Below are 23,352 nucleotides of genomic sequence, written 5' to 3' on the forward strand. Positions count from 1 at the left end.
CCGTGGTCTGGGTGCCCGTGGTCTGGGTGCCCGTGGTCTGGGTGCCCGTGGTCTGGGTGCCCGTGGTCTGGGTGCCCGTGGTCTGGGTGCCCGTGGTCTGGGTGCCCGTGGTGTCGGTGAGTCCGGTGCCGGAGGTGCTCTGGGTGGCCGGGTTCGTGGTGCCGGGCAGCGGCTGGCCGGTCCCCGTCTGCTGTCCCGTGCCCGGCTGCTCCCCTGTCCCCGGCTGATCCGTCCCGGGCTGTCCCGTGCCCGGCTGTCCCGTGCTCGGCTGGCCCGTGCCCGGCTGGCCCGTGCCCGGCTGGCCCGATGACGGCTGACCGGTCGCGGGCGGGGTGCCCAGCAGGCGGGTGGCCAGGGCCTCGGCCTCCTCCTTGGTGAAGCCCGCGATGCTCAGGCTGTCGCCGTCCATGCTCTGGGTGACGATGGGCGCGGCCACGACGGTCCTGGGCACCAGCACGACGGCGATCTGCCGCTGGTCGGGCACCATCTCGTCGATGAGCGCGACCACCTTCTCCTTGTACTTCGGGGCGATCGCCACGCGCACGGAGTACGTGCCGTCCTTCTCCCGCACCGGCTCGATCCGCTGCACGGCCTCGACCGTGACGCCGTCCTCCAGCAGGTAGCACGTGGTCTGCCGCTCGTCGAGCGCGGCCTCCGCGCCGGGGCACGGCGCGGGCTTCTGCTCGCGGATCGGGGCGAAGTGGATGGGCGTCGGCAGACGCTGGGGCGGCACGCCGCCGAGCAGCGGCGCGTCCGGGCTCCTCGTCATGAGGACGGCCACGGTGCCGAGCACGCCCGCGATCACCACCACGAGGACGAGCGAGACGATCAACACGATGGTGGTGAGCCTGCTGGCCTGCGGCTCCTCCGGGGCCGCTGGTGGCGGCTCCTCCGGCTTGTCCATCCTCGACGACCCCATCCTGACGTACGGGCTGCCGGTGAGCTTAGCGAGGAGGAGCGGCACCAAGGTAATCAACCGGATATTCCTCCACGCCGTCCTGAGAGAAGCGGAGAAATGGAGGAATAAGGAGGGGATGGCAGCGATTCAGCCCGGCTGACGAAACGAGGGTGGGGTCATGAAGGTCGGCGTTCCCCGCGAGGTCAAGGACAACGAGTACCGCGTGGCGCTCACCCCGGCGGGCGTCCACGAGCTGGTGCGCAACGGCCATCAGGTCTTCGTCGAGCGGGAGGCGGGCGTCGGCTCGTCCATCCCGGACATGTACTTCAAGGCGGCGGGGGCCGTGATCCTCGACACGGCGGACGAGGTGTGGGCCGAGGGCGACCTCGTGCTCAAGGTGAAGGAGCCGGTGGCCGAGGAGTACCACCGGATGCGCAAGGGGCAGGTGCTGTTCACGTACCTGCACCTGGCGGCCTCGAACGACTGCACCACGGCGATGCTCGACTCGGGCGTCACCGGGGTGGCGTACGAGACCGTGCAGACGACGGGCGGGGCGCTGCCGCTGCTGGCGCCCATGTCGGAGGTGGCGGGCCGGCTCGCGCCGCAGGTGGGCGCCTACCACCTGATGCGCAGCGGCGGCGGGCGGGGCGTGCTCATGGGTGGCGTGTCCGGCGTGCGCGCCGCGAACGTCGTCGTGATCGGCGCCGGGGTGTCCGGCATGAACGCGGCGGCCATCGCGCTCGGCATGCAGGCCGAGGTGGTGCTGCTCGACCGCAACATCGACAAGCTGCGCCAGGCGGACCTCATCTACCAGGGTCACTGCCAGACGATCGCCTCCAACACGCTGGAGGTCGAGCGCGCGGTCCTGGAGGCGGACCTCGTCATCGGCGCGGTGCTGGTGCCGGGGGCACGGGCGCCCAAGCTGGTGACCAACGACCTGGTCAGCCGTATGAAGCCGGGCTCGGTGCTGGTGGACGTCTCCATCGACCAGGGCGGCTGCTTCGAGGACTCCCGCCCCACCACGCACGCCGATCCGACCTACCGGGTCCACGAGTCGGTGTTCTACTGCGTGGCCAACATGCCCGGCGCCGTCCCGCACACCTCGACGTACGCGCTGACGAACGTGACGCTGCCGTACGCGCTGGCCATCGCCGACGTGGGCTGGCGGCAGGCCATGCGCCTGGACCCGGAGCTGGGGCGCGGGCTGAGCACCCACGAGGGTCACCTGACGAGCCGCCCGGTCGCCGAGGCCCACGGCCTGGCGTGGACGCCGCCGGAGGACGTCCTCGGCCCTCCCGCCTAACCCGCCCGGGGACTCAGATGTGCTCCATGAGGAAGACCGCGCTGGTGTCCGGGGCGAGGGCGTCGAAGATGTGGGGCACGTCGCCCGGGTAGGTCAGGTAGTCGCCCGGCCGCAGCTCCACCGGCTCCTCCGCCGGGCCGGCGAGGGCCCGGCCGGCGGCCAGGACCACGTGCTCGACCGTGCCGGGCGGGTGTGGCGTGGACAGGCGGGGCTCCCCCGGCCGGGCCACGACCCGGTACAGGTCACGGCGGGCGTTCGGGGGGCAGGAGGCGAGCAGGGTGGCCGTGTAGCCGGCGACCTCGGAGTGGGTGGCGGGCCCCTCCCCCGCCCGGACCACGCGGGTGGCGGGCCGGGGCGGGTCGACGAGCCGGCTGAACGGCACGCCGAGCGCGGTGGCCAGCGCCCAGAGCGTCTCGACGCCGGGGTTGCCCGCGCCGGACTCGATCTGCGACAGGGTGGACTTGGCGACGCCGGCCCGCTTGGCCAGCTCGCTCAGGGACAGGCCGGCGCGCTCGCGCTCGCGGCGGAGCGAGGCGGCGATCACCGCGATCAGGCCGGGCTCACCGGTGGTGCCGCTTCCCAAGGTCGTTCGCTCCTCCGGGACGAGTGTTCGGTTTGACGAACGCCAGACCGCTGGTCCACTCTGACGATACAACCGTTCGACACACCGAACACCGGAGGGATCAGCATGCCCCATGCCGGCATCCTCGCGCACAGCACGGAGGGCGCGGCGCTCTGCTTCCTGGAGTACTGCCAGGAGGGCTTCCGCCGCACCGGGCGCAACGAGCATCCGGACGTGACCCTCGACTACATCGCCATGGGTCGCAGCATGCCCGCCTGGGACGCCGGCGACCACGCGGCCGTCCGGGAGACCCTGGCCGTGAGCGTGGAGCGGCTCGCCAGGGCGGGCGCCGCCTTCTTCGCCTGCCCGGACAACACCGCCCATCTGGCGCTCGAACACCCGGGCCCGGACCTGGCGCTGCCCGGCCTGCACATCGCCGAGATCGTGGCGGACCGGGCCGCCGCGGAAGGGCGGCGACGCGTGGGCGTGCTCGGCACCAGGTACACCATGGACGGGGCCGTCTACCCGCGGGCGCTGGCCGCGCGCGGCGTCACCGCCGAGGTCCCCGGTCCCGCCGACCGCGAGACGGTGAACCGGATCATCTTCGAGGAGCTGGTCAACGGCATCTTCACGGACGCCTCCCGCCAGGAGTACGTCCGGGTCATCGAGCGGCTCGCGGCGAGAGGCTGTGACGCGGTCGCGCTGGTCTGCACGGAGATCCCGCTGCTCGTGACGCCTGAGGTCTCCCCGCTGCCGACGCTCGACTCCACCCGCCTGCTCGCGCGGGCCGCCTACGAGGTGGCCGTGGGCGAGCGGCCGCTGCCGTCGTGGCGCGGCGGCCCGCTCACGCCGTGAGCGGGCGCCGGGCCACTACTTGTTGCTCTGGGTCGGGCTGGCGGTCGGGGCGAGGGTCTCCATCGGCTGCTGCTGGTCGCCCTTCGGCTCCGGCGGCAGCGGCGCCTGGTCGGCCGTCGAGGTGATCGCGTCAGGACCGCCGCAGATGGCGCCCGGCTCCGGGGTGTCCTTGCCGTTCTGGAACTTCTTGATGAACGCGGGCAGCTTCGGGTCGTCGGGGTTGTCCAGCTTGAGCTGGTGGCCCCAGGAGGACGCCACGATCGGCGACGGCAGGTTGGGGTACGGGCTCACCAGCATGAAGTCCTTCTGGCCCGTGCTGGAGGCCACGCTGCGGAGCTTGTCCACCTGCTGCTTGGGCAGGTCCTGCCGATAGGTGATCCACACGGCGCCGTGCTCCATCGAGTGGACGGCGTGCTCGTTGTGGATGGGCTTGTCGTAGATGTCGCACGCCTGCCAGTAGTTGTTGTGCTGGCCACCGACGGGCGGGGTCTCCTTGTACGTCACCGGGGTCCACACGTGCTGGCCCGCCTCGTAGGAGTAGTTGGACACCGCGTCGAGCGAGGTCTCCTTGGCCTGCTTGACCAGGTAGAAGCCGACGACGCCCACGAGCAGCACGACCACGAGCCCGCCCGCGCCCCACATGAGGAACGCCGCGCGCCGCTCCTTGCGCTTCTGCTCGGCGCGCATCTTCTCCAGATGCTCGCGCCGGGCCTGCGCCTTCTCCTTCATCCGTCCTCCATCGGCGTGCCAACTCCGGGCCACCCTATGCCCTGGAATCGTATGAGGAGAATAAGGCGGGCTTAAGCCGCCTAACGCCCGGTTCACGGCGGCCGGAAGGCGGGGATCGGGCCGCCGGGATGGGTACGCTGGACACGCCATGGACAACCCCGAAACCCCAGCAAGGCCCGCCCGGTCCGCGCGGAGCACCCTGCTCGCCGGCTGCGCCGTCCTGATCGTCGCCGCCGCGGCGCTCTTCCTCCTGTTCGGCCGGGGCGGCGCTCCGGCCGACGCCTCCCCCGAGGCCGGGTTCGCCCGCGACATGGCCGCCCACCACGCGCAGGCCGTCGACATGGCCTTCACGATCAGGGACGAGAGCCGGTCGCGGGAGATCCGCAACCTGGCCTACGACATCATCACCACCCAGTCCAACCAGCGGGGGATGTTCCTCGGCTGGCTCCAGCAGTGGGGGCTCGACCAGGCCACCGACCTGCGGCCGATGGCGTGGATGAACGGCCACGGCCATGGCGGCGGCACGGCGGCCCAGCCCGGAGTGATGCCCGGGATGGCCACCCCCGAGGAGCTGACCCGGCTCAAGTCCCTCCAGGGCAAGGAGGCCGAGGTGCAGTTCCTCCAGCTCATGATCCGCCACCACGAGGGCGGCGTGCAGATGGCCCAGGGGCTGCTGCGGCTGTCCGACCGGGAGGAGGTCGCCGGTATGGCCGAGAAGATCGTCAAGGGTCAGACGGGCGAGATCAAGCTCATGACCGACCTGCTCAGGGCGCGCGGCGCCCAGCCTCTCCCCAGCATCCTCAAGTGATCCCCCCGTCGGCCGGCGCGGGTCCCGGATGCCGCGAAGTGAGCGGGCTCGGGTGAGCGGCCGGGCGGTCGTCGTCGGGTCGGGTCCCAACGGGCTCGTCGCGGCCGTCATGCTCGCCGCGGCCGGGCGCGAGGTGGTGCTGCTGGAGGCGGCCGAGCGGTTCGGCGGCGGTCTGCGCTCCGAGGAGCTGACGCTGCCGGGCCGCGTCCACGACGTGGGGGCGACGGTCATGGCGCTGGCCCTGGCCTCGCCCGCGTTCCGGGAGCTGGGCGTGGAGCGGATGGTGGAGTTCGCGCACCCGCCCGTGGCCGCCGCCCACCCTCTCGACGACCGGCCCGCGGTGCTGGTGCACCGCGACGCCCGCCGTACCTCCGAAGGGCTGGGCGTGGACGGCACGGCCTGGCGGGCGAGCGTGGGCGCGGCGGCGCGCGCCGGCCTGCCGCTCACGGACCTGCTGCTGAGGCCGCTCGGGCCGTGGCGCGGCGGCCCCCGGACGTTCGCGTCGGCGGCGGGGTTCGGGCTCGCTGGCCTGACGCCCGCCACGGCGTTCGCACGGCGGGTGTTCCGCACCACCGAGGGCCGGGCCGTGTTCGCCGGGATGGCCGCGCACTCGCTGCTGGACCTGCGCGCGCCGCTCAGCAGCGCGTACGGCCTGATGCTCGGCGCGCTGGCGCACCTGGTGGGCTGGCCGCTGGTCAGGGGCGGGTCGCAGGCGCTGGCCGACGCCCTGGTGGCCAGGCTGCGCGAGCTGGGCGGGGAGGCGGTCGCCGGGCACCGGGTACGCCACCTGCGCGAGCTCGCGGAGCTCGACGCCGAGACGGTCGTGCTCGACGTGACGCCCCGGCAGTTCCTGGAGATGGCGGAGCTGCCCCCGGCCTACCGGCGGCGGCTGCGGCGCTACCGCTACGGGCCGGGGGTGTTCAAGCTGGACTGGGCGCTCGACGGACCGGTGCCGTGGCGCGACCCGGCCGTCGCCTCGGCCGGCACCGTCCACCTGGGCGGCACGCTGGAGGAGATCGCGCTGAGCGAGGCCGAGACGGCGCGCGGACGCCACTCGCCGCGCCCGTACGTGCTGCTCGTCCAGCCGTACGCGGCCGACCCCACGCGCGGCGGCCACACGCTGTGGGGCTACTGCCACGTGCCCAACGGCTCGGCCGTGGACATGACGGCCGCGATCGAGGCGCAGATCGAGAGGTACGCCCCGGGGTTCCGGGACCGGGTGCTGGCCCGGCACGCCATGGGGCCGGCGGCGCTGGAGTCGTTCGACGCCAACCTGGTGGGCGGCGACATCGGCGGCGGGCTGGCGAGCCTCGGCCAGTTCGCCCGGCGGCCGGTCTGGTCGCCGGCGCCGTGGCGCACACCGCTGCCCGGGGTGTTCCTGTGCTCGGCGGCGACCCCGCCGGGGGCGGGCACGCACGGGATGGGCGGCTGGCAGGCCGCCCGCCTCGCACTCCGCGCGCGCTAACCCTTGCCGGGCTCCTCGCCGAGCTCCTCGGCGAGGGCCGCCGCGAAGGCGTCCACGTCGGCCTCGGTGGTGTCGAAGGCGCACATCCAGCGCACCTCGCCCGTCGCCTCGTTCCAGGTGTAGAAGCGGAAGCGCTTCTGCAGGCGCTCGGTGACGTCGCGGGGCAGGATCGCGAAGACGGCGTTGGCCTCGACGGGCCGGGGCACCTCCACGCCCGGCAGGCCACGGACCGCCTCGGCCAGCCGCCGGCCCATGGCGTTGGCCTGGCGGGCGTTGCGCAGCCACAGGTCGCCCGACAGCAGCGCCTCGAACTGGGCGGAGACGAACCGCATCTTCGACGACAGCTGCATGAGCGTCTTGCGCAGGTAGTCGACGCCCCGGGCCGCCTCGGGGTCGAGCACCACGACGGCCTCGCCGTACAGCATGCCGATCTTGGTGCCGCCGAAGGAGAGCACGTCGACGCCCGCGTCGGTGGTCAGCGCCCGCATGGACACGTCGAGCGCGGCAGCGGCGTTCGTCAGGCGCGAGCCGTCGAGGTGGACGAGCAGGCCACGCTCGTGGGCGTGGGCGCATATCGCGGCGATCTCCTGCGGCGTGTAGACGGTGCCCAGCTCCGTGGTGTTGGAGATGGACACCACGCGCGGCTGGGCGCGGTGGACGTCGCCGAAGCCCCACGCCTGCCGGTCGATCAGCTCGGGCGTGAGCTTGCCGTCGGGCGTGGGGACCGTGAGCAGCTTGATGCCGGCGACCACCTCGGGGGCGCCGCCCTCGTCGGTGTTGATGTGGGCGGTCTCGGCGCAGACGACCGCCTCCCAGGGGGCGAGCATGGAGCGCAGCGAGACGACGTTGGCGGCGGTGCCGTTGAACACGGGCCACGCGCGGGCCGTCTCGCCGAAGTGCCGGCGGAAGACCTGGCCCAGCGCCTCGGTGTAGACGTCGTCGCCGTAGGCGATCTGGTGACCGCCGTTGGCCTCGGCGATGGCCTGGAGGATCTCGGGGTGGACGCCGGCGTAGTTGTCGCTGGCGAAGCCCTTGAGCGAGGGGTCGTGCCGTGGTGTCACGTCGTGAGGTCCTGTCGGGTGCCGTTGATCTCCGTGGCGGGTCGGTCGTAGAGCCCGTCGACGGCCTGGGCGAGGTCGCGCACGTCGGTGAACCCGGCGAAGCGCGCCTCGGGCTTGGCCGCGCGCATGGCGTCGTTGACCAGCGCCTTGACGACGAGGATGACGGCCGCGGAGTGGGTGTCGCGCAGCGCGTCGGCCAGGGAGAGGGTCCACGCCTCGGCGGCGGCCTTGGCGGCGGCGTAGGCGGCGCCGCCCGCGGTGGGCCGCTGCGCCGCCTGGGCGGAGACGACCACGAACCGGCCGTTGGCGCTCCTGCGCAGCAGCGGCTCGAACGCCAGCGAGACGTGCTGGAGCGTGCGGATCAGCAGGTCGTGCAGGGCATCCCAGTCACCGAGATCGGTCTCGGCGAAGCTCTTGGAGCCGCGCCAGCCGCCGACGAGGTGGACGACGCCGTCGACGAGGCCGTGCTCCTTCTCCACACGCGCCGCGAAGGACTGGACGGCGTCACGGTCGAGCAGGTCGACCTCGTCGCGGTCCACGGCGATCACGGTGTGCCCGCCGGCGCGGAAGTGGCCGGCCACGGCCTGCCCGGTGGGGCCGCCGGCCCCGGTCACCACGACGATCATCCCCGGATCCCCTTCGTCGACTCGACCACGTCGGCCAGCCTACGGCGCAGCGCCTCGTAGAACATGCTCAGGGGGAACTCGTCGGGCAGCACCGCGTCCACCTTGGCCTTCTGCTCCTCGGGCAGGGCCTGGACACCCTTGGCCCAGGTCGAGGCGGGGTGCGGCTCGACGTAGGCGCTGACCAGCTCGTAGGCGGCCAGCCAGTGGGCCAGCTTGGAGCGGTCGATGCTGTCGCGGTAGAGCTTCTCCACCTCGCCGCGCAGGTCGGCGACGCCGTCGGCGACCCGGTCCCAGTCGATGGTGAGCCGGTTGTCGGTCCAGCGGACGATGTCGTTGCGGTGCAGGTAGGCGAACAGGAGCTGGCCGCCGAGCCCGTCGTAGTTGCGCACCCGCTCGCCGGTGATCGGGAAGCGGAAGAGCCGGTCGAACAGGATGGCGTGCTGGACGTAGCGGGCGTGCGGCACGCCTCGCGCCTCCAGCTTGACCGCCTCGCCGAACGCGGTCAGGTCGCAGCGCAGCTCCTCCAGCGAGTACAGCCAGTACGGCATGCGCTGCTTGATCATGAACGGGTCGAACGGCAGGTCGCCGTGGCTGTGGGTGCGGTCGTGGATGAGGTCCCACAGCACGAACGTGTCCTGGGCGAGCTGCTGCGAGCCGAGCAGCCGGGCGGCGTCCGGCGGCAGGTCGAGCCTGAGTGTGGTGGTCGCCGCGCCCGACACGCGCCGGAACCGGGCGGCCTCGCGGTCGGCGAAGATGCCGCCCCAGGTGAAGCGGGCCGGGGCCTGCCGCACGGCGACGGTCTCGGGGAAGAGCACGGCCGAGTGGGTGTCGTAGCCGGAGGTGAAGTCCTCGAAGGCGATGGGCACGAACATCGGGTTGTCGTAGCCGCCGGCCTCCAGCTCGGCCAGCCAGCCGGGCCAGATGGTGCGCAGCCAGACCGCTTCGAGGTTGCGGTTCGGGTTGCCGTTCTGGGTGTACATGGGGAACACCACGAGGTGCTCCAGCCCGTCGGTCCGCTGGGTGTCGGGGTGGAAGAGCTCCAGCGAGGCGAGGAAGTCGGGGACGCCGAGGTCCTGGCGGGACCAGGCGGCCAGGTCGTCCTGGACGGCCTGGAGGTAGGCGGCGTCGTGCGGGAAGTGCGGGGCGAGCTCGGCCACGCGGGCGGCGATGACGCCGACCAGCTCCTTGGCCCGTTCCTTGTGCTCCGGGACCGAGCCGTCCTTCACCTGGAGGGGCCGCAGCTCCTCGACGGCGGCCTTGAGCCGGGCGAACAGCCCTGCCTTGGCCTCGTCGCGGCCGGCGGCCGAGGGGGCGCCGTCAGGGACGCGGGCCGCCCAGGTGACGACGTTGCTCCAGAGCCGCCGGTGGTCGTGGTCGTCGAAGGAGTCGTCGCCGAACAGGTCGGAGTCGGCGAAGACGACCACGCGGCCCGCACCGTGGGTCAGGGCGACGGCGAGCGGGGCTCCGGCGGGGGCGGCGTCCGGCGAGGTGGCGAACAGGACGGTGGCGTCCTGCCCGGCGGTGAGGACACCGGAGCGGTAGAAGCAGGCGCTCTTCACGCCGGCGAGCAGACCGTCCCCGGTGGCCGGGGCGGCGACGACCCAGGTGGCCACGCCGCTGTGGGCGTTCCTCGGGTCGCGCACGGTGGCGTGGCCGACCCCGACGCCGAAGCGGGCGAGCAGGTCGGTGAGGTTGCTGCCGTACTTGTCCTGCTCCTCCTCGGCGAGCACGACGAGCCCGCCGCCGCCTGCGACGAAGTCACGCACGGCGTCGATCTCGGCCTCGGCGAACACGGGGGCGCCGAGGCCAGTGGTGCGCTCCCACCGCTCGTCCGCCGGATGGGCGATGACCAGCACGTCCTGGTCCTGGAGCGCTCCAGCCGTGAGCGGGCCGCCGGTGTGGGCCGTCACCGTGTGCCCGAGGTGCCGCAGCAGGTCGGCCGCGCGGGCGTAGCTGCTGTCGTCGGGATGGGCGGGGTTGATGGCCTCGGCCACGTCACGGCGGATGGTCCACGACTCGCTGTGGGCCTCGTCGAACAGCACCCTGGGGAAAGCCTGCATGAAAGATCTCCTGTAACTCCCGCTTTCAAACGGAAAATATACACACAGACCCCCGAAGCATCACAAAAGGCTTCCGGATGCTGAGACTCACACGGCTCCCGGACGCACCACCCCCGACTCGTACGCGAAGACGACCGCCTGCGCCCGGTCGCGCAGGTCCAGCTTCATGAGCACCCGCGCCACGTGCGTCTTGACCGTGGCCTCGCCGACGAACAACTCCCTGGCGATCTCGGCGTTGGTGATGCCGCGGGCCAGCAGCCGCAGCACCTCCAGCTCGCGCGGGGTCAGCTCGCCCAGCCGCGGCGAGGGCGTCGGCTCGCGGCGGCCGGCGAAGGAGGCGATCACCCGGCTCGTCACCGCGGGGTCGAGCAGCGCGTCGCCGGCGTGGACGACGCGGATGGCCTCCAGGAGCTGCTCGGGAGGGGAGACCTTCAGCAGGAAACCGCTGGTGCCGGCCTGCAGCGCGGCGTACAGGTTCTCGTCGCTGTCGAAGGTGGTCAGCGTGATGATCTTGGGGGGCGACGGTGTCTCGAGCAGCTCCCTGGCCGCCGACAGCCCGTCGAGGCGGGGCATGGAGATGTCCATCAGGACGATGTCGGGACGGGTGCGCCGGGCCACGGCGACGGCCTCCCGGCCGTCGGCGGCCTCGCCCACGACGTCCATGCCGGGCTCGGCCTCCAGGATCATGCGGAGGCCGGCCCTGATCATCGCCTGGTCGTCCGCGATGACGATGCGTATGCTCACACGCGGGACACTAGACGGCCACGGGCGGCTCGGACACCCAGGTCAAGCCGGGTGCAAGTGACTTCCAAGATCACAGGTTCGGCGCGGGGTCAGGAGAGGCGGACGCTCTGGCGGACGCGCGCCTGCACGGCGTCGTCACAGGTGTTGCGGGCGCAGAAGTACAGCAGGAGCATCGGCTTGGGCCTGCGGTCGACGACGTAGCCGACGAAGCCGAGCCGGGCGCCGCTGTCGCGGTCGGTCAGCGACCCCGTGTAGCGGGTGGCGGGGCTGGTGCCGGCCTGCTCGGTGACCGGCCCGCTCACCTCGATCTTCCCGGGCAGCAGCCCTTCGAGCATGGCCTTCATCTGCGCGTCGGTGGCCGTGGTGCTGAGGGTGTCGGAGACCTGGACGTACACGCCGGCGACGCTGTCGGGCTCCTCGGTGATGAGCGGGGTGACCGGCGCCCAGTCCGCCCCGGCTCCCGAGACGAACATCGACTCGAACTCCGTCGCGTGCGGCGAGACCACCGCGAACAGGTCCTCGTGGGTTCGGACCGTCCAGTCGGCCGGGTACTCGAAGCTCACCGGCGCGGCCGGGGTGGGCCGGTAGCGGGCCCACGACTCGCCCCGCTGGCTCACCACGACCAGCACGACGAGGACGAGCGCCGCGACGGCCGCCGTGAGCGTGGCCGCGATGATCGGCAGCCGGCCCGGCCTCCCGATCCGGCCCGTCCCGCCCCGGGCGGCCGGCTCTCTCCGCCGTACCGGGACGGGGCCGGCCGGTGACCGGTCGAGCGGCTGGGCGTCCAGGTGACCGCTCATCGCGTCGCGCAGCGCGGCCACGAACTCCCCGCACGACGGGTAGCGCTGCTCGGGCGACTTGGCCAGCGCCCGCGCCATCACGGCGTCGACCTCGGGCGGCAGTTCGGGCCGCACCTGGGCCAGCGGCGTGGGCTGCTCGGCCAGGTGCGCCCACAGCAGCGCGATGTCGTTGTCGCGCTGGAACGGCAGCCGTCCCGACAGCGCCTCGTACACGACGCAGGCCAGCGCGTACTGGTCGCACCTGCCGTCGATGTGCTCCTTGTTGATCTGCTCGGGCGACATGTACCGGGGGGTGCCGATGAACTGGTCGGTCTGCGTCAGCCCGGAGATCGACGTGCGGTGCTTGGTGATGCCGAAGTCGGTCAGGTAGACGTGGTCGCCGGCCAGCAGGATGTTGGCCGGCTTGACGTCGCGGTGGATGAGGTCGTGGGCGTGCGCGGCGTCGAGCGCGGCTGCCACCTGCGCGAAGATCTGGCTGGCCTGGGCGAGCGGCAGCGGTCCCCGGTCGTAGATGAGGCGGCGCAGGTCGAGCCCGTCGACGTAGCGCATCGAGATGTACAGCACGCCGTCGGCGTCGGCGTTGGCCTCGTAGATGGGGATGATGTTGGGGTGCTCGATGCTGGCGACCGTCCTGGACTCCAGGATGAACCGCTGGCGGAAGCGGTCGTCGACGCTCAGCACCGGGTTGAGGATCTTGAGCGCCACGCGCCGGCTCAGCCGGGGGTCCAGGGCCAGGTAGACCACGGCCATGCCGCCCTTGCCGACTATGTCCTCGATGTAGTACCCGGCCACCTCCTGGCCGATGAGTGATCTGTCGTTCACCTGCATCACGTCTCGATGGGGTGACCGCAGTAGCCGCAGAACCGGTGGGCGGCGCCCAGCCGCATCCCGCAGGCCGTGCAGTACTTGACGGACGGCTCCTGGGCGGTGAGCACCTGCTTCTGCTGCGGGATCACCGCGAACGGCTGCGAGCGCCGGACGACCACGGTCTGGCCGGCGCTGTCGTCCAGCGGCTGCGCGGGCGCGGTGACCAGCGGCGGCGGCTCGGGTTTCGGCTCGGGCGCGCGCCGGCGCCGCCACAGCAGGAACGCCCCGGTCGCCGCGGCCAGGAACAGCACCGCGGCGGCCAGGATGAACGGCCACAGCGGGGTGGAGGCGCGCGGCGGCACGGCGACCGGCCGGACGCCGCGGTCCTGCGGGCCGCCCCGTTTGGCCAGGGAGTCCTTGAGCAGCGCGGCGGCCACCACGTTGCCCGGGTAGAGCTCCAGCACGCGCTGGAAGCCGGGCGCGGCCTCCGTGTAGTACTTGGTGTGGTAGCGGGTCAGCGCCGCCTCGAACGTCGAGTCGATCGCACCCCGGCGCGGGGCGACCCCCGCCTTGGCCAGGGCCGCCGTGACCTCCCTGACGCCGATCATCCGGGCCGCGTTGCCGCCGCCGATGAGCAGGCCGACGACGTGGCCGTCCTTGTCGCCGATGACGGGCGCGCCGCGCAGCCCGCGGTCGGCCAGGCCGGCCAGCTTCACCGGCTCGTCCACCTTCTTCTCCGGGTCGGCGAACGGCCTGCCGTTCTCGCCCGCGCCGCCGCCCTTGGCCAGGTGGGCGATCTCGACGGTGTTCTGCACGGTGGGGCCGGGGCGACCGAGGAAGCCGGCCACGCTGGTGGGCGAGCCCGCCGACTCGGGCACCCGGTCGGCGAGCGGCGCGGTGGGCAGGCCGACGCTGCCCACCACCCGGCTGGACGTCTGGAGCACGGCCGGGGTGTCGGGGCCGGAGCCCGCCCTGACCAGGTCCGCCTTGAGCCCCTTGGGGTCGGCCGGGGAGACGTTAGGGAAGACCGTGATGTCGGTCCTGATGGCGAAGATGCAGGTGGCCCTGGAGGTCAGCGGCGGGTAGCACTGCTGGAGGTGGTGGTCGAGCACGTCGTCCTTGAGCTTGTGGCGCTCGAAGTCGGCCGGGATCTTCACCTTGTGGTGCTCGGCGAAGATCTTGTTGGCCGCGTAGACCGCGAGGTCCTGCTCGCTCGTGACCACGCGGGTGAGCGTGACGATGGCCCCCTCGGGGTTGACCACGGTTCCGGTGCCCACGCCGATGGGGACCTTGTAGGACCGTTCCACGTGGACCAGGTCCCGTAGGTGGTCGAGGAGCGTTATGTCGATGTGCGCGGTGGCCTCGACGCGGACCACGGCGGGCGTGACGAGGTCGGTGATGCCGCTGGGGTGCTCGTGCGCCGCGGCCGGGAGGGAGAGAGGAGAAAGCGGGAGGAACAGCACCGTCAGCGCCACAGCGGCGCCGCCGGCCAGAGCTGTGAGACGAGCCATCGCCGCTCCGTTTCGCAGGATTGTAAACAGCGTCCCAATCACCTGCCGTAAGTCAAGAGAGCCGCCTGTAGACAAGCGCTTGCTTGTTGTCTACCGTACCGGGATGGGCTTCGCGATCGGCGTGGACGTCGGTGGCACCTTCACCGACGTGGTGCTGCGCCGTCCTTCGGGCACGGTCACGGTGGCCAAGTGTTTGAGCACCCACGACGACCCCATCGCGGGGATCGTCACCGGCGTTACGCGCGTGCTCTCCGGCTTCGACCCGGCGCTCGTGACGCGGGTGGTCCACGCCACCACCCTGGCCACCAACGCGGTGCTGGAGCGCAAGGGTGTGCGGGTCGCCTTCGTCACCACCCGGGGGTTCCGCTCGGTCGTGCCGCTCGGCCGCTACGCCCGGGTCGAGGAGGACCGGTACGACCTGCGGTTCACGCCCCCTCCGCCGCCCGTCGAGCCCGGCGACTGCTTCGAGGTGACCGAGCGGATCTCCGCGCGGGGTGAGGTGCTGACCCCGCTCGACGAGGAGTCCGCGCGGCTGGCCGCCGCGGAGATCGCCCGCCGGGGCATCACCTCGGCCGCCGTGTGCCTGCTGCACTCCTACGCCGAGCCCGCCCACGAGCGGCGCGTGGCGGCGATCCTGCGCGAGCTGGTGCCGAACGTGGTGGCCTCCTCGGAGGTGTGGCCGGAGATCCGCGAGTACGAGAGGGCCACGACGACCATCATGTCGGCCTATGTCGGGCCGCTGATGGCGTCGTACCTGTCCCGGCTGGAGGACGCCCTGGCCGCCCTGGGCGTGCGCGCGCCCGTCCACGTCATGGAGTCGGGCGGCGGCGTCATGTCGGCCCGCCTGGCCGCCCGGCGGGCCGTGGCCACCATCGAGTCCGGCCCCGCGGCCGGGGTGCTCGCCGCCGCCGCCACGGGCATGTCCACCGGCATCGCCGACGTGATCTCGTTCGACATGGGCGGCACCACCGCCAAGGCGTGCGTCGTGCGCGGCGGCCGGCCGGAGATCACCCACGAGTTCCACGTCGGCGGCAAGGGCAGCTTCGGCGGGCGGCGCGCCGGGACCGGCGTGCCGGTCAGGACGCCCGCCATCGACCTGGCCGAGGTCGGGGCGGGCGGCGGCAGCGTCGCCTGGATCGACACCGCCGGAGCGCTGCGCGTCGGCCCCCACTCGGCGGGCTCCTCCCCCGGCCCCGCCTGCTACGGCCTCGGCGGCGGCGAGCCGACCGTCACCGACGCGAACCTCGTCCTCGGCTACCTGGCCTCCGCCTCCATCCCGCTGTCGCCGCCGCTCGCCGGCAAGGCCCTCGACCGGCTCGCCGAGCCCCTCGGGGTGTCGCGGGCCGAGGCCGCCGACGCCGTGCACGCGATCGTCAGCGCCGCCATGGCCGCGGCCGTGCACGTGGTGACCGTGCAGAGGGGGATCGACCCGCGCGGGTTCGTCCTGGTGGCCTTCGGCGGGGCCGGGCCGATGCACGCGGCGCGGGTGGCCGGGCGGTTCGGGATCGGGCGGGTCGTGGTGCCCGAGCACTGCGGGGTCGCCTCGGCCGCGGGACTGCTGCGGGGCGAGCTGTCGACCGACCGGGTGCTGACGCGGCTCGGCGCCGGGGACCCGGAGGCGGTCCTCGCCGCGCTGGCGTCCGCGGCGGCGGCCGACCTCGGCGTGTCGCCGGGCGAGCCGGGCGTGCGGGTCGAGCGGTCGGTGGACGCGCGCTTCGTCGGGCAGTCGCACGACCTGACGGTCGCGTGGGAGCCGTCGCGGGAGGCGGTGGAGGCCCGGTTCTTCTCCCGGTACGCCCAGGTGTACGGGATCGAGCAGCGCGGGGAGGTCGAGCTGGTCGGCTACCGGGTCCGCGTCACGCTCGCGGCCCCGCCGGAGCCTCCCACGGAGCCGCCGGCCGAGCCCCCGCCCGGGGGATCGCCGGGCAGCAGGCTCGCGTACTTCGCCGAGCTGGGCGGCTACGCCGGCACGCCCGTGCACACGCGCGCCACCCTCGGCCTCCTCCCCCGCCTGCCCGGCCCGGCGATCGTCGAGGACGCCTCGTCCACCATCGTCGTGCCGCCCGGCTGGACCGCCCTGCTCGGCCCCGGCCGGGCCGTCCACCTCCTCGCCGCGGCCCCGTCACCCGCTCCGGAGGAGGCGCCGGATGCCTGACACGCTCACCGCGGACGTCCTGCGCAACGCCCTCGTGGTGGCCGCCGAGGAGGCGAGCATCGTCGTGGTCCGCTCGGCCTACTCGACGTTCATCGTCGAGGGGTCCGACGCCTCCGCCGCCCTCCTCGACGCCGGCGGGCGGCTGATCGCCCAGTCCATGGCCACGACCCTCATGAACAGCATGGCGCTCAAGGTCGCCCTGCCCGAGCTGGTCGCGGACGTCCCGCTCGCCGCGATGCGGCCCGGCGACGTGTACGTGCTCAACGACGCCTACCGGGGCGGCGTCCACACCAACGACCTGCTGGTCTACCGGCCCGTCTTCGTCGGCGGCCGGCCCGCGTACTTCACCGCCACCATGATCCACGTCTCGGACCTGGGCGGGCTGTCGGCGGGCGGCATGGCGCCGCTGGCCACCGACATCTTCCTCGAAGGGCTCCAGCTCCCGCCCGTCCGCCTGGCGACCGCCGCCGGCATCGAGCCCACGGTGGAGGCCGTCCTGCGCGCCAACAGCCGTACCCCGGACAAGGTCATGGGCGACGTGCGGGCGCTGATCGCCGGCACGGCGGTGGCCGCCGCCCGGCTCGGCGCGCTCGTCGAGGAGTACGGCGAGACGGGCCTGGCCGAGGGCGTCGACGCCTACCTCGACCATACCGAGGCCCGCACCCGCGCGGCGCTGGCCGAGCTGCCGGCGGGCCGGTTCGCGGCCTCGTACCCGATCGACGACGACGGCATCGACACCCTCACCCCGCACCACATCCGGGTCGCGCTCATCCTCCACCCGTCAGCGGGGGCCGGGGCGGGCGCGGTGGTGGACTTCGCGGGGACGGACCCGCAGGTGCCGGCCGCGATCAACGCCTCCGCCTCGCAGTCGCTCGCCGCCGCCGTCTTCGCGGTGCGCTGCTTCCTCGACCCGGCCATCCCCATGAACGACGGCTGCCTGCGCGCCGTCGACGTGCGGCTGCCGCCCAGCTCGCTGCTCAACGCCGGCGCCCCGTACCCGTGCGGCGGCCGGTACGTGCCGATCTACGCCGCCATGGAGGCCGTCTTCCAGGCGCTGTCCGACGCGGTGCCGGAGCGGGCGATCGCGGCGAGCGGCATCCTGCAGCCGTTCTCGATCGCGGCCGTGGGGGCGCCGTACTGGATCCATCTGGCCTACGACTTCGGCGGGGTCGGCGCGCGGCGGGGGCTCGACGGGCCGGACGCGACGGGCGTGCACTTCGGGATCGGCCGCAACTCGGTGCCGCAGGTGGAGCCGGTGGAGAGCCGCTGCCCGCTGGTGGTGGAGTCGATCGAGACCATCCCCGACTCGGGCGGGCCCGGCCGGTTCAGGGGCGGGCTGGGGTCGCGCACGGTGTACCGGTTCCTGGCGGACTGCCACGTGACGACCCGGGGTGACCGGCTCCGCCTCGCCCCGCCGGGCCGGGACGGCGGGCTGCCGGGGCGCGTCGGGGGCTTCTACAAGCGCCACCTGGACGGGACGCTGGAGCGGCTGGCGTCGAAGGTGAACAACGTCCGGTTCGGGGCCGGGGAGGCGTTCGTGGTGGAGACGACGGGGGGCGGCGGGATCGGCTCACCCGGGGAGCGGGAGCTCGCCGCCGTGGAGGAGGACCTGAGGGCGGGCCGCGTCACCTCGCGCGGCGCGGCCGAGGACTACGGCGTGCGGGTCTGCGCGGACGGCACGCTCAGCCGCTACTCCTCGAACAGCTCGGCGGGGTCGAAGCTGATGGGGTAAGGACTCTGCAGCGTGACCATGGTCCCAGCCTTGTAGACGGCAGGCGGCCCGTAGGTCTCGCCGTCCAACTCGTGGACGTAGACGGCAGGTTCTCCCCCGACCTCGACTCTCCAGTACATCGGGATCCCCGCCGCCGCATAGGCCGCGGTCTTCCAGATCCGGTCGCGATCCTTGGTGCTCGGACTCACCACCTCCACGGCGAGCTTGACGTCGCGAGGCGCGAGCATCAGCTCGCCCGACCGCACCGAGCGGATATCCGCGACGGCAAGGTCCGGAATGTAATAGTCGGAGTCGCTCACCCTTAGGTTCACGGTTGTCAGCGGGACCAGACCCGCGATCTTCGTCTTCCGCAATATCCAGATGATCTGCGTGATGACGAGCTGGTGCAGCGGGAGGGGGGCAGGACTCACCAGAAGGCTCCCATTGGAGAGCTCATAGCGGTTCCCGTCGTCCGGGAACTTGAGCAGGTCGTCGACAGTGAACGGTGGCACGCCTGGAAGGACCGTGCGCCCGGTGGTCGGTTCGGTCGTCGCCATCGCGGTCACCCACTCATTGTCGCGGATCTCGCCCTCGGTCACATGCTACTTCCCCGATTTCCATCACTCTTTGTCATTAGGTCGCCACGCCTCGGCACCAGCGCGGACCGCCTGGTGGACGGCGCGGGCGAGGCGGGCGCCCCAGGTGGAGCGGGGGCCGCCGAAGGGCTCCGCCGGGCCCTCCTCCCGTACGGCGACGCACACCGCGTCCGAGGCCGTGCCCGTGCCCGCGAAGCCCGCCTCCACGAGGGCCTGCGTCTTCGCCTCCGTGACCGTCATGACGGCGTTGACCAGGGCCCCGTCCGTCATGGCCACCGGTAACGCGGCCACGATGTTGATCGTCCCGACCGGCGGCCGCGTGAGCATGGGGGCCAGCTCGGGGTCCGCGGCGCCCTCCGGGGCGGCGGCCCAGGTGGGGACGCGCAGCCCGACCGTGGCCACCGCCAGGACGCCGCCGTCCGAGGCCGTGACGCGGCGGTCCACCGAGGCGGCCGTCATCATGCCCACCCCCGGCCCCGGCGGCGCGAGGGAGGCCAGGTGGCCGGCGGGGTCCATGCCGGAGTAGCCCGCCACCACCTGGGCGTTCAGCACCCAGGCGCACGGGCCGATGCCCCCGCCGAGCACCGCCGAGGAGATCATCCGCCAGCCCTGCCCGAACTCCCACAGCAGCGTCCCCAGCCGCGCCCCGTCCTCGTCACGGTAGGTGAGGTTCACGTCGTCTCCCGGTCTCCTCGGACGAGGTGGACGACGGGCCGCCCGCCGGGGCCCGGCCGGATCTGCACGGTCGCGCCGAAGTGCCGGCCGACGAGGTCCTCGGTGAGCACCTCGGCCGGCCCGCCGGCCGCCGCGACCCGGCCGCCGGCGAGCAGGAGCAGGGTGTCGGCGTACTGCCCGGCGAGGGTCAGGTCGTGCAGCGTGGTGACGACGGTGAGGCCGTCGGCGAGCCGGAGCCGGTCCACCAGCTCCAGCACCTGCTGCTGGTGGCCGAGGTCGAGCGCGGTGGTGGGCTCGTCGAGCAGGAGGACGGGCGCCTGTTGGGCGAGCGCGCGGGCCAGCACGACGCGCTGCCGCTCGCCGCCCGACAGCTCGCCGGCGCGGCGGCCGGCGAAGTCCGCCAGGTCCAGCCGGTCGAGCACCGACGCGGTGACCTCCCTGTCGTGGCGGCTCTCGCGGCCCAGGTACGGGATGTACGGGGTGCGGCCCAGCAGGGCGTAGTCGAACACGGTCATGTCGGAGGGCAGGGCCGGGGTCTGGGGGGCGTAGGCCACCAGACGGGCCCGGTCCCGGGGGCGGAGCGCGCGCGACGGCCTGCCGCCGAGCGTGATGTCGCCCTCGTGCGGCAGCAGGCCCATGACGGCCTTGAGCAGGGTGGACTTGCCGGCCCCGTTCGGGCCGACGACGGCCAGCCACTCGCCCGGCCGTACGGACAGGTCCACGTGGTCAAGGACCGGCCGGCCGCCGAGCCGCACCGAAACCCCGGCCGTGCCGATCACCGGGCCCGTCGCCGGACCTGTCGCCGGGCCGGCCGCCGGGATGAGCGCCGGGCCGGTGGCCGGGGTGGGCTCCATGCGGGTCATGTGGTGGTCCGCCGGGTCAGGCGCAGCACGCCGACGAAGAACGGCGCGCCCACGAACATCGTGACCACCCCGATGGGCAGCTCGGCCGGGGCGATGACGGTGCGCGCGACCACGTCGGCGAGCACGAGGAACGCGGCGCCGCCCAGCAGCGACAGGGGCAGCACGATCCGGTAGGAGCCGCCCGCGAGCCGCCGGGCCACGTGCGGGATGACGATCCCGACGAACCCGATCAGCCCGCTGACCGCGACGGCCGCCGCCGTGGCCAGGGAGGCGGCCAGCAGCACCGCGAGCCGTACCCGTCCGGCCCGCACCCCGAGGCTGGTCGCCTCCTCGTCGCCGACGGACAGCACGTCGAGCATCCGCCCGTGCAGGAGCAGCAGGACGGAGGAGACGGCGGCGTACGGCAGGACGAGGCGGACCTGCTCCCATCCGCCGCCCACGTCGCCCATGATCCAGGAGTAGATCCGCTGGAGCTCCTCGACCTTGAACTGCTGGACGAACGTCTGGATCGCGGTCAGGAACGACGTGACCGCCACCCCGGCCAGCACGAGCGTCGCCGTGCCGCCGGAGCGCCCGGCGGTGTTGCCCAGCGCGTACGCCAGGACCACGCCGCCGACGGCTCCGGCGAAGGCCGCCACCGGCACGGCGCCGGCGCCGGTGGGGAAGAGCACGATCACGACCGTCGCCGTCAGCCCGGCGCCGGCGGCGGCGCCGAGCAGGTACGGGTCGGCCAGGGGGTTGCGGAAGACGCCCTGGTAGCCGGCGCCGGCCACGGCCAGCAGCGCGCCCACGACGCCCGCCAGCAGGACGCGGGGCAGCCGGATCTCGTACAGCAGGCCCTGCTCGACGGGGGCGAGGCCGGAGTCCACGTGGACCAGCGGCAGCCAGTCGAGCGCCTGGAGCGCCACCTGTCCGGGCGAGATGTCGGCGGCCCCGCCTAGCAGCCCGGCGATCATGGACGCGGCCAGCACCGCCGCCGCCCCGGCCAGCCACAGCGGTCTGGCGCGGGACGGGGCGGCCGGGCCGGGTGGCCGCGGCCGGTCGGCGGGCGGGCGGGGCGGCGCTGGCCGGGACACTACGAGCCGGCCGCCTTGGACACCGCGGCGCCGATCGTCTCGGCGAGGTCCACGATGCGCGGTCCCCACCGGGAGGCCACGTCGTCGTCGAGCGGGACGACCTGGTCGTTCTTGATGGCCGACAGGTTCTTCCAGCCGGGCCTCTTGGCCAGGGCGTCCTTGCTCTGCCCGCAGCACTTCACGTCCGCCAGGAAGATCAGGTCCGGGTCGGCCTGGGCGACGAACTCCTTCGACAGCTTGGGGTAGCCGCCGGCCGCGCCGGGTGCCTTGTCGGCGATGTTGACCAGGCCGAACAGGCTGTAGATCTGGCCGATGAACGTGCTGGACGTCGCCGCGTAGGGGGTCTGGTCGAGCTCGTGGTAGTAGGTGAGCTTGCGGTCCTTGGGGGCGTTCGCGGCGAGCTTGTCCAGCGACGCCTTGATCCCGGTGACCACCTCGCCGGCCTTGTCCTGGTTGCCGGTGGCGGCGCCGAGGTCGGCGATCTCGTCGTACGCCTCGTCCAGCTTGGTGGCGGCGGGCTCCAGCAGGACGGGGACGTTCAGCTTGCCCAGCTCGGAGACGACCTTGTCGATGTCGTTGGAGACGATGACGAGGTCGGGCTTCTGCGCGGCGATCGCCTCGACGTTCGGCTTGAACCCGGACAGGTCGGTGCGGGGCGCCTGCTCCGGGAAGGTGGACTGGTCGTCGACCGCGACCACCTGCGGGCCCGCGCCGATGGCGTACAGGGTCTCGGTGTGCGCGGCGGAGAGGGAGACGATGCGCTCGGGCCTCTTGGCGAGGGTGACCTTGCCGTTGGCCGCTTCCACGGTGACCGGGAAGGAGGCGGCCGCGGTGGTGGCTGTGGTGCTCCCGGTGGTTGGGGGCGCAGCGGTGGGAGGCGTGGACGAGGGGGCGTTGGGGGCGGTCTGGCCGCAGGCGGCCAGGACGAGCGTTCCCAGCAGCGCGCCCGCGAAGGCCGTGCGTACGGGCCTCACGAGTAGTCCTTTCACACTGTCGGAACCGAGAGACCCGTGATGTGCGACGGATCACCCTTTTCCACGAGGGTTGATGACGTCAGCGCAGAGGCAGGCGACCTGGCTATGACAGTTGCGGGACAGCGCCGGACTCGCACCGGACTTCGCTGCAACACTGCGCGTCGGACAAACGCTATCAATGCTCCGGATGAAGCCGAAGTCAAGGGTCTGACTCAGGGCGCGGCCAGTTGCGCCTCCGCCTCGGCGATGATCCGCTGGAGCCGCAGGCCGCGGGCGGCGTCGAGCGGGTGGCCGCCGCCCTGCCGCACGGTACGGGCGAACTCCTCGGCGACCACGGCCAGGGCGTCGCCGCCGTCCGGCGCCAGGACGGCGCTGCCCCGGCGGCCGTAGACGGCGACGGAGGAGGGCGGGGTGTCGCCGGGGGCGGCCATGCACAGCGACGCCTCGCTGACGGCGCCGCCCTCGTGCTCCAGCAGCAGGCCGGTCCAGCGGAGCGGGTCCCCGTGGGCGCGCACGCCGGCGACGGGGCCGAGCGCGGCGTCGAGCAGGTCCACCATGTGCGGGCCCACGTCGAGCAGCGCCCCGCGCTCCAGCCGCCAGGGGGTCGCGAACGGGTGGTCGCCGAGCAGGACGCCGGAGATGTTCGCGGCGTGCCCGCCGAACGGCTCGATCTCGGCGCAGCGGGCCAGGAACTCCCGGGTACGGGCGGCGTAGCGCAGGGTCAGCACCATCTGGGAGGCCACGCCGGTCTCGGCGACGGCCGCGGCCAGCCGCTCGGCGGCGTCGAGGGAGTCGGCGAGCGGCTTCTCCAGCAGCAGCGCCTTGCCCGCCCTGGCGGCCCTGATCCCCAGCTCGGCCTGTACGGCGGGCGGCACGCAGAACGCCACGGCCTCGCAGGCGTCGAACAGCTCCTCGACCCCCTCGAACACGGGCGCGCCGAGCCGGGCGGCGGCCTCCGGGCGGCGGGCCCAGACGCCCGCCAGCCGGGTGTGCGGGCCGCGGGCCAGCATGGGGGCGTGCGCCCGCTCCGCCCAGGGCCCGGCCCCGATGAGTCCCACCGCCACCGGCTCCAT

At 73.3% G+C, this 23,352-nt stretch carries 21 protein-coding genes and 1 pseudogene; 7 read left to right on the forward strand and 15 right to left on the reverse strand.

Going from position 1 to position 23,352, the window contains the following annotated elements; translation table 11 throughout:
- Positions 1 to 904: pseudogene (locus AB0H64_RS18740) on the reverse strand (hypothetical protein); the annotation flags it as partial.
- Here AB0H64_RS18740 and AB0H64_RS18745 point away from each other — a divergent pair.
- Complete coding sequence (locus AB0H64_RS18745; protein ID WP_357625751.1) at positions 897 to 1,058, forward strand: hypothetical protein; 162 nt, start codon at positions 897 to 899, stop codon at positions 1,056 to 1,058. The pseudogene AB0H64_RS18740 and the gene AB0H64_RS18745 sit on opposite strands and share 8 nt — an antisense overlap.
- Before the next feature lie 18 nt (positions 1,059 to 1,076).
- A complete protein-coding gene (gene ald / locus AB0H64_RS18750) occupies positions 1,077 to 2,201 on the forward strand; it encodes an alanine dehydrogenase (RefSeq protein WP_357625753.1) in 1,125 nt (374 codons plus the stop codon).
- A 13-nt stretch (positions 2,202 to 2,214) separates the two neighbouring features.
- Here ald and AB0H64_RS18755 read toward each other — a convergent pair whose 3' ends face one another.
- Positions 2,215 to 2,784, reverse strand: a complete 570-nt coding sequence (locus tag AB0H64_RS18755) for an XRE family transcriptional regulator (RefSeq protein ID WP_357625755.1) — start codon at positions 2,782 to 2,784, stop codon at positions 2,215 to 2,217.
- A 105-nt stretch (positions 2,785 to 2,889) separates the two neighbouring features.
- Here AB0H64_RS18755 and AB0H64_RS18760 point away from each other — a divergent pair, with 105 nt between their 5' ends.
- A complete protein-coding gene (locus AB0H64_RS18760; protein WP_357625758.1) occupies positions 2,890 to 3,618 on the forward strand; it encodes an amino acid racemase in 729 nt (242 codons plus the stop codon).
- A gap of 15 nt (positions 3,619 to 3,633) precedes the next feature.
- Here the strand turns inward: AB0H64_RS18760 and AB0H64_RS18765 are convergent, their stop codons facing one another.
- On the reverse strand, positions 3,634 to 4,347 hold the full coding sequence (locus AB0H64_RS18765) for a DUF3105 domain-containing protein (RefSeq protein ID WP_357625760.1): 714 nt from the start codon (positions 4,345 to 4,347) through the stop codon (positions 3,634 to 3,636).
- A gap of 148 nt (positions 4,348 to 4,495) precedes the next feature.
- On the opposite strand from AB0H64_RS18765, the gene AB0H64_RS18770 reads away from it, so the two are divergent.
- Together AB0H64_RS18770 and AB0H64_RS18775 are read left to right on the forward strand one after the other, a co-directional pair.
- A complete protein-coding gene (locus tag AB0H64_RS18770) occupies positions 4,496 to 5,155 on the forward strand; it encodes a DUF305 domain-containing protein (RefSeq protein WP_357625763.1) in 660 nt (219 codons plus the stop codon).
- 52 nt (positions 5,156 to 5,207) lie between these two features.
- On the forward strand, positions 5,208 to 6,620 hold the full coding sequence (locus AB0H64_RS18775; protein WP_357625765.1) for an NAD(P)/FAD-dependent oxidoreductase: 1,413 nt from the start codon (positions 5,208 to 5,210) through the stop codon (positions 6,618 to 6,620).
- Here the strand turns inward: AB0H64_RS18775 and AB0H64_RS18780 are convergent.
- The 6 genes from AB0H64_RS18780 to AB0H64_RS18805 form a co-directional block, all read right to left on the reverse strand.
- Entirely contained in the window at positions 6,617 to 7,681 is a 1,065-nt protein-coding gene (locus AB0H64_RS18780) for a low specificity L-threonine aldolase (RefSeq protein ID WP_357625768.1), read from the reverse strand. The genes AB0H64_RS18775 and AB0H64_RS18780 overlap by 4 nt on opposite strands.
- On the reverse strand, positions 7,678 to 8,307 hold the full coding sequence (locus tag AB0H64_RS18785; RefSeq protein WP_357625770.1) for an SDR family NAD(P)-dependent oxidoreductase: 630 nt from the start codon (positions 8,305 to 8,307) through the stop codon (positions 7,678 to 7,680). Before AB0H64_RS18785 ends, AB0H64_RS18780 begins: the two co-directional genes overlap by 4 nt.
- Positions 8,304 to 10,367 carry a DUF6421 family protein gene (locus AB0H64_RS18790; protein WP_357625773.1) on the reverse strand — a complete coding sequence of 688 codons (2,064 nt, stop codon included), beginning with the start codon at positions 10,365 to 10,367 and terminating at the stop codon, positions 8,304 to 8,306. The genes AB0H64_RS18785 and AB0H64_RS18790 overlap by 4 nt, the downstream gene beginning before the upstream one ends.
- 87 nt (positions 10,368 to 10,454) lie before the next feature.
- Positions 10,455 to 11,111: a response regulator transcription factor gene (locus AB0H64_RS18795; RefSeq protein WP_357625776.1), complete on the reverse strand. Its 657-nt coding sequence runs from the start codon at positions 11,109 to 11,111 to the stop codon at positions 10,455 to 10,457.
- 89 nt (positions 11,112 to 11,200) lie between these two features.
- The gene (locus AB0H64_RS18800) at positions 11,201 to 12,739 is read right to left on the reverse strand and encodes a serine/threonine-protein kinase (protein ID WP_357625779.1); all 1,539 of its coding nucleotides are present in this window, start codon (positions 12,737 to 12,739) and stop codon (positions 11,201 to 11,203) included.
- Entirely contained in the window at positions 12,739 to 14,229 is a 1,491-nt protein-coding gene (locus tag AB0H64_RS18805) for a hypothetical protein (protein WP_357625782.1), read from the reverse strand. Before AB0H64_RS18805 ends, AB0H64_RS18800 begins: the two co-directional genes overlap by 1 nt.
- Before the next feature lie 103 nt (positions 14,230 to 14,332).
- Here AB0H64_RS18805 and AB0H64_RS18810 point away from each other — a divergent pair, with 103 nt between their 5' ends.
- Together AB0H64_RS18810 and AB0H64_RS18815 are read left to right on the forward strand one after the other, a co-directional pair.
- Positions 14,333 to 16,384, forward strand: coding sequence for a hydantoinase/oxoprolinase family protein (locus AB0H64_RS18810; protein ID WP_357625784.1), 2,052 nt, complete (start codon positions 14,333 to 14,335; stop codon positions 16,382 to 16,384).
- Entirely contained in the window at positions 16,377 to 18,116 is a 1,740-nt protein-coding gene (locus tag AB0H64_RS18815) for a hydantoinase B/oxoprolinase family protein (RefSeq protein WP_357625787.1), read from the forward strand. The genes AB0H64_RS18810 and AB0H64_RS18815 overlap by 8 nt, the downstream gene beginning before the upstream one ends.
- Here AB0H64_RS18815 and AB0H64_RS18820 read toward each other — a convergent pair.
- The 6 genes from AB0H64_RS18820 to AB0H64_RS18845 all read right to left on the reverse strand — a co-directional run bounded on the left by AB0H64_RS18820 (position 18,074) and on the right by AB0H64_RS18845 (position 23,352).
- Positions 18,074 to 18,694: a Uma2 family endonuclease gene (locus AB0H64_RS18820; RefSeq protein ID WP_357625790.1), complete on the reverse strand. Its 621-nt coding sequence runs from the start codon at positions 18,692 to 18,694 to the stop codon at positions 18,074 to 18,076. The two genes, AB0H64_RS18815 and AB0H64_RS18820, sit on opposite strands and share 43 nt — an antisense overlap.
- Before the next feature lie 21 nt (positions 18,695 to 18,715).
- On the reverse strand, positions 18,716 to 19,366 hold the full coding sequence (locus AB0H64_RS18825; RefSeq protein WP_357625793.1) for an adenosylcobinamide amidohydrolase: 651 nt from the start codon (positions 19,364 to 19,366) through the stop codon (positions 18,716 to 18,718).
- Positions 19,363 to 20,229, reverse strand: coding sequence for an ABC transporter ATP-binding protein (locus tag AB0H64_RS18830; protein WP_357625795.1), 867 nt, complete (start codon positions 20,227 to 20,229; stop codon positions 19,363 to 19,365). Before AB0H64_RS18830 ends, AB0H64_RS18825 begins: the two co-directional genes overlap by 4 nt.
- Positions 20,226 to 21,224: an iron ABC transporter permease gene (locus AB0H64_RS18835; protein ID WP_357626209.1), complete on the reverse strand. Its 999-nt coding sequence runs from the start codon at positions 21,222 to 21,224 to the stop codon at positions 20,226 to 20,228. Before AB0H64_RS18835 ends, AB0H64_RS18830 begins: the two co-directional genes overlap by 4 nt.
- Positions 21,225 to 21,304: 80 nt before the next feature.
- The gene (locus AB0H64_RS18840) at positions 21,305 to 22,279 is read right to left on the reverse strand and encodes an ABC transporter substrate-binding protein (protein WP_357625798.1); all 975 of its coding nucleotides are present in this window, start codon (positions 22,277 to 22,279) and stop codon (positions 21,305 to 21,307) included.
- A 212-nt stretch (positions 22,280 to 22,491) separates the two neighbouring features.
- Positions 22,492 to 23,352, reverse strand: coding sequence for a Gfo/Idh/MocA family oxidoreductase (locus tag AB0H64_RS18845; protein ID WP_357625801.1), 861 nt, complete (start codon positions 23,350 to 23,352; stop codon positions 22,492 to 22,494).

The sequence above is a fragment of the Nonomuraea sp. NPDC050733 genome (genome assembly GCF_040654215.1).
Taxonomy (GTDB): domain Bacteria; phylum Actinomycetota; class Actinomycetes; order Streptosporangiales; family Streptosporangiaceae; genus Nonomuraea.

Excerpts from the sequence above, each read along its gene's own strand:
- AB0H64_RS18785 (WP_357625770.1), bottom strand. The coding sequence starts at position 8,307 with ATGATCGTCGTGGTGACCGGGGCCGGCGGCCCCACCGGGCAGGCCGTG.
- AB0H64_RS18800 (WP_357625779.1), bottom strand. The coding sequence starts at position 12,739 with ATGCAGGTGAACGACAGATCACTCATCGGCCAGGAGGTGGCCGGGTAC.
- AB0H64_RS18815 (WP_357625787.1), top strand. The coding sequence starts at position 16,377 with ATGCCTGACACGCTCACCGCGGACGTCCTGCGCAACGCCCTCGTGGTG.
- AB0H64_RS18770 (WP_357625763.1), top strand. The coding sequence starts at position 4,496 with ATGGACAACCCCGAAACCCCAGCAAGGCCCGCCCGGTCCGCGCGGAGC.
- AB0H64_RS18790 (WP_357625773.1), bottom strand. The coding sequence starts at position 10,367 with ATGCAGGCTTTCCCCAGGGTGCTGTTCGACGAGGCCCACAGCGAGTCG.
- AB0H64_RS18765 (WP_357625760.1), bottom strand. The coding sequence starts at position 4,347 with ATGAAGGAGAAGGCGCAGGCCCGGCGCGAGCATCTGGAGAAGATGCGC.
- AB0H64_RS18830 (WP_357625795.1), bottom strand. The coding sequence starts at position 20,229 with ATGACCCGCATGGAGCCCACCCCGGCCACCGGCCCGGCGCTCATCCCG.
- AB0H64_RS18760 (WP_357625758.1), top strand. The coding sequence starts at position 2,890 with ATGCCCCATGCCGGCATCCTCGCGCACAGCACGGAGGGCGCGGCGCTC.
- AB0H64_RS18810 (WP_357625784.1), top strand. The coding sequence starts at position 14,333 with ATGGGCTTCGCGATCGGCGTGGACGTCGGTGGCACCTTCACCGACGTG.
- AB0H64_RS18845 (WP_357625801.1), bottom strand. The coding sequence starts at position 23,352 with ATGGAGCCGGTGGCGGTGGGACTCATCGGGGCCGGGCCCTGGGCGGAG.
- ald (WP_357625753.1), top strand. The coding sequence starts at position 1,077 with ATGAAGGTCGGCGTTCCCCGCGAGGTCAAGGACAACGAGTACCGCGTG.
- AB0H64_RS18805 (WP_357625782.1), bottom strand. The coding sequence starts at position 14,229 with ATGGCTCGTCTCACAGCTCTGGCCGGCGGCGCCGCTGTGGCGCTGACG.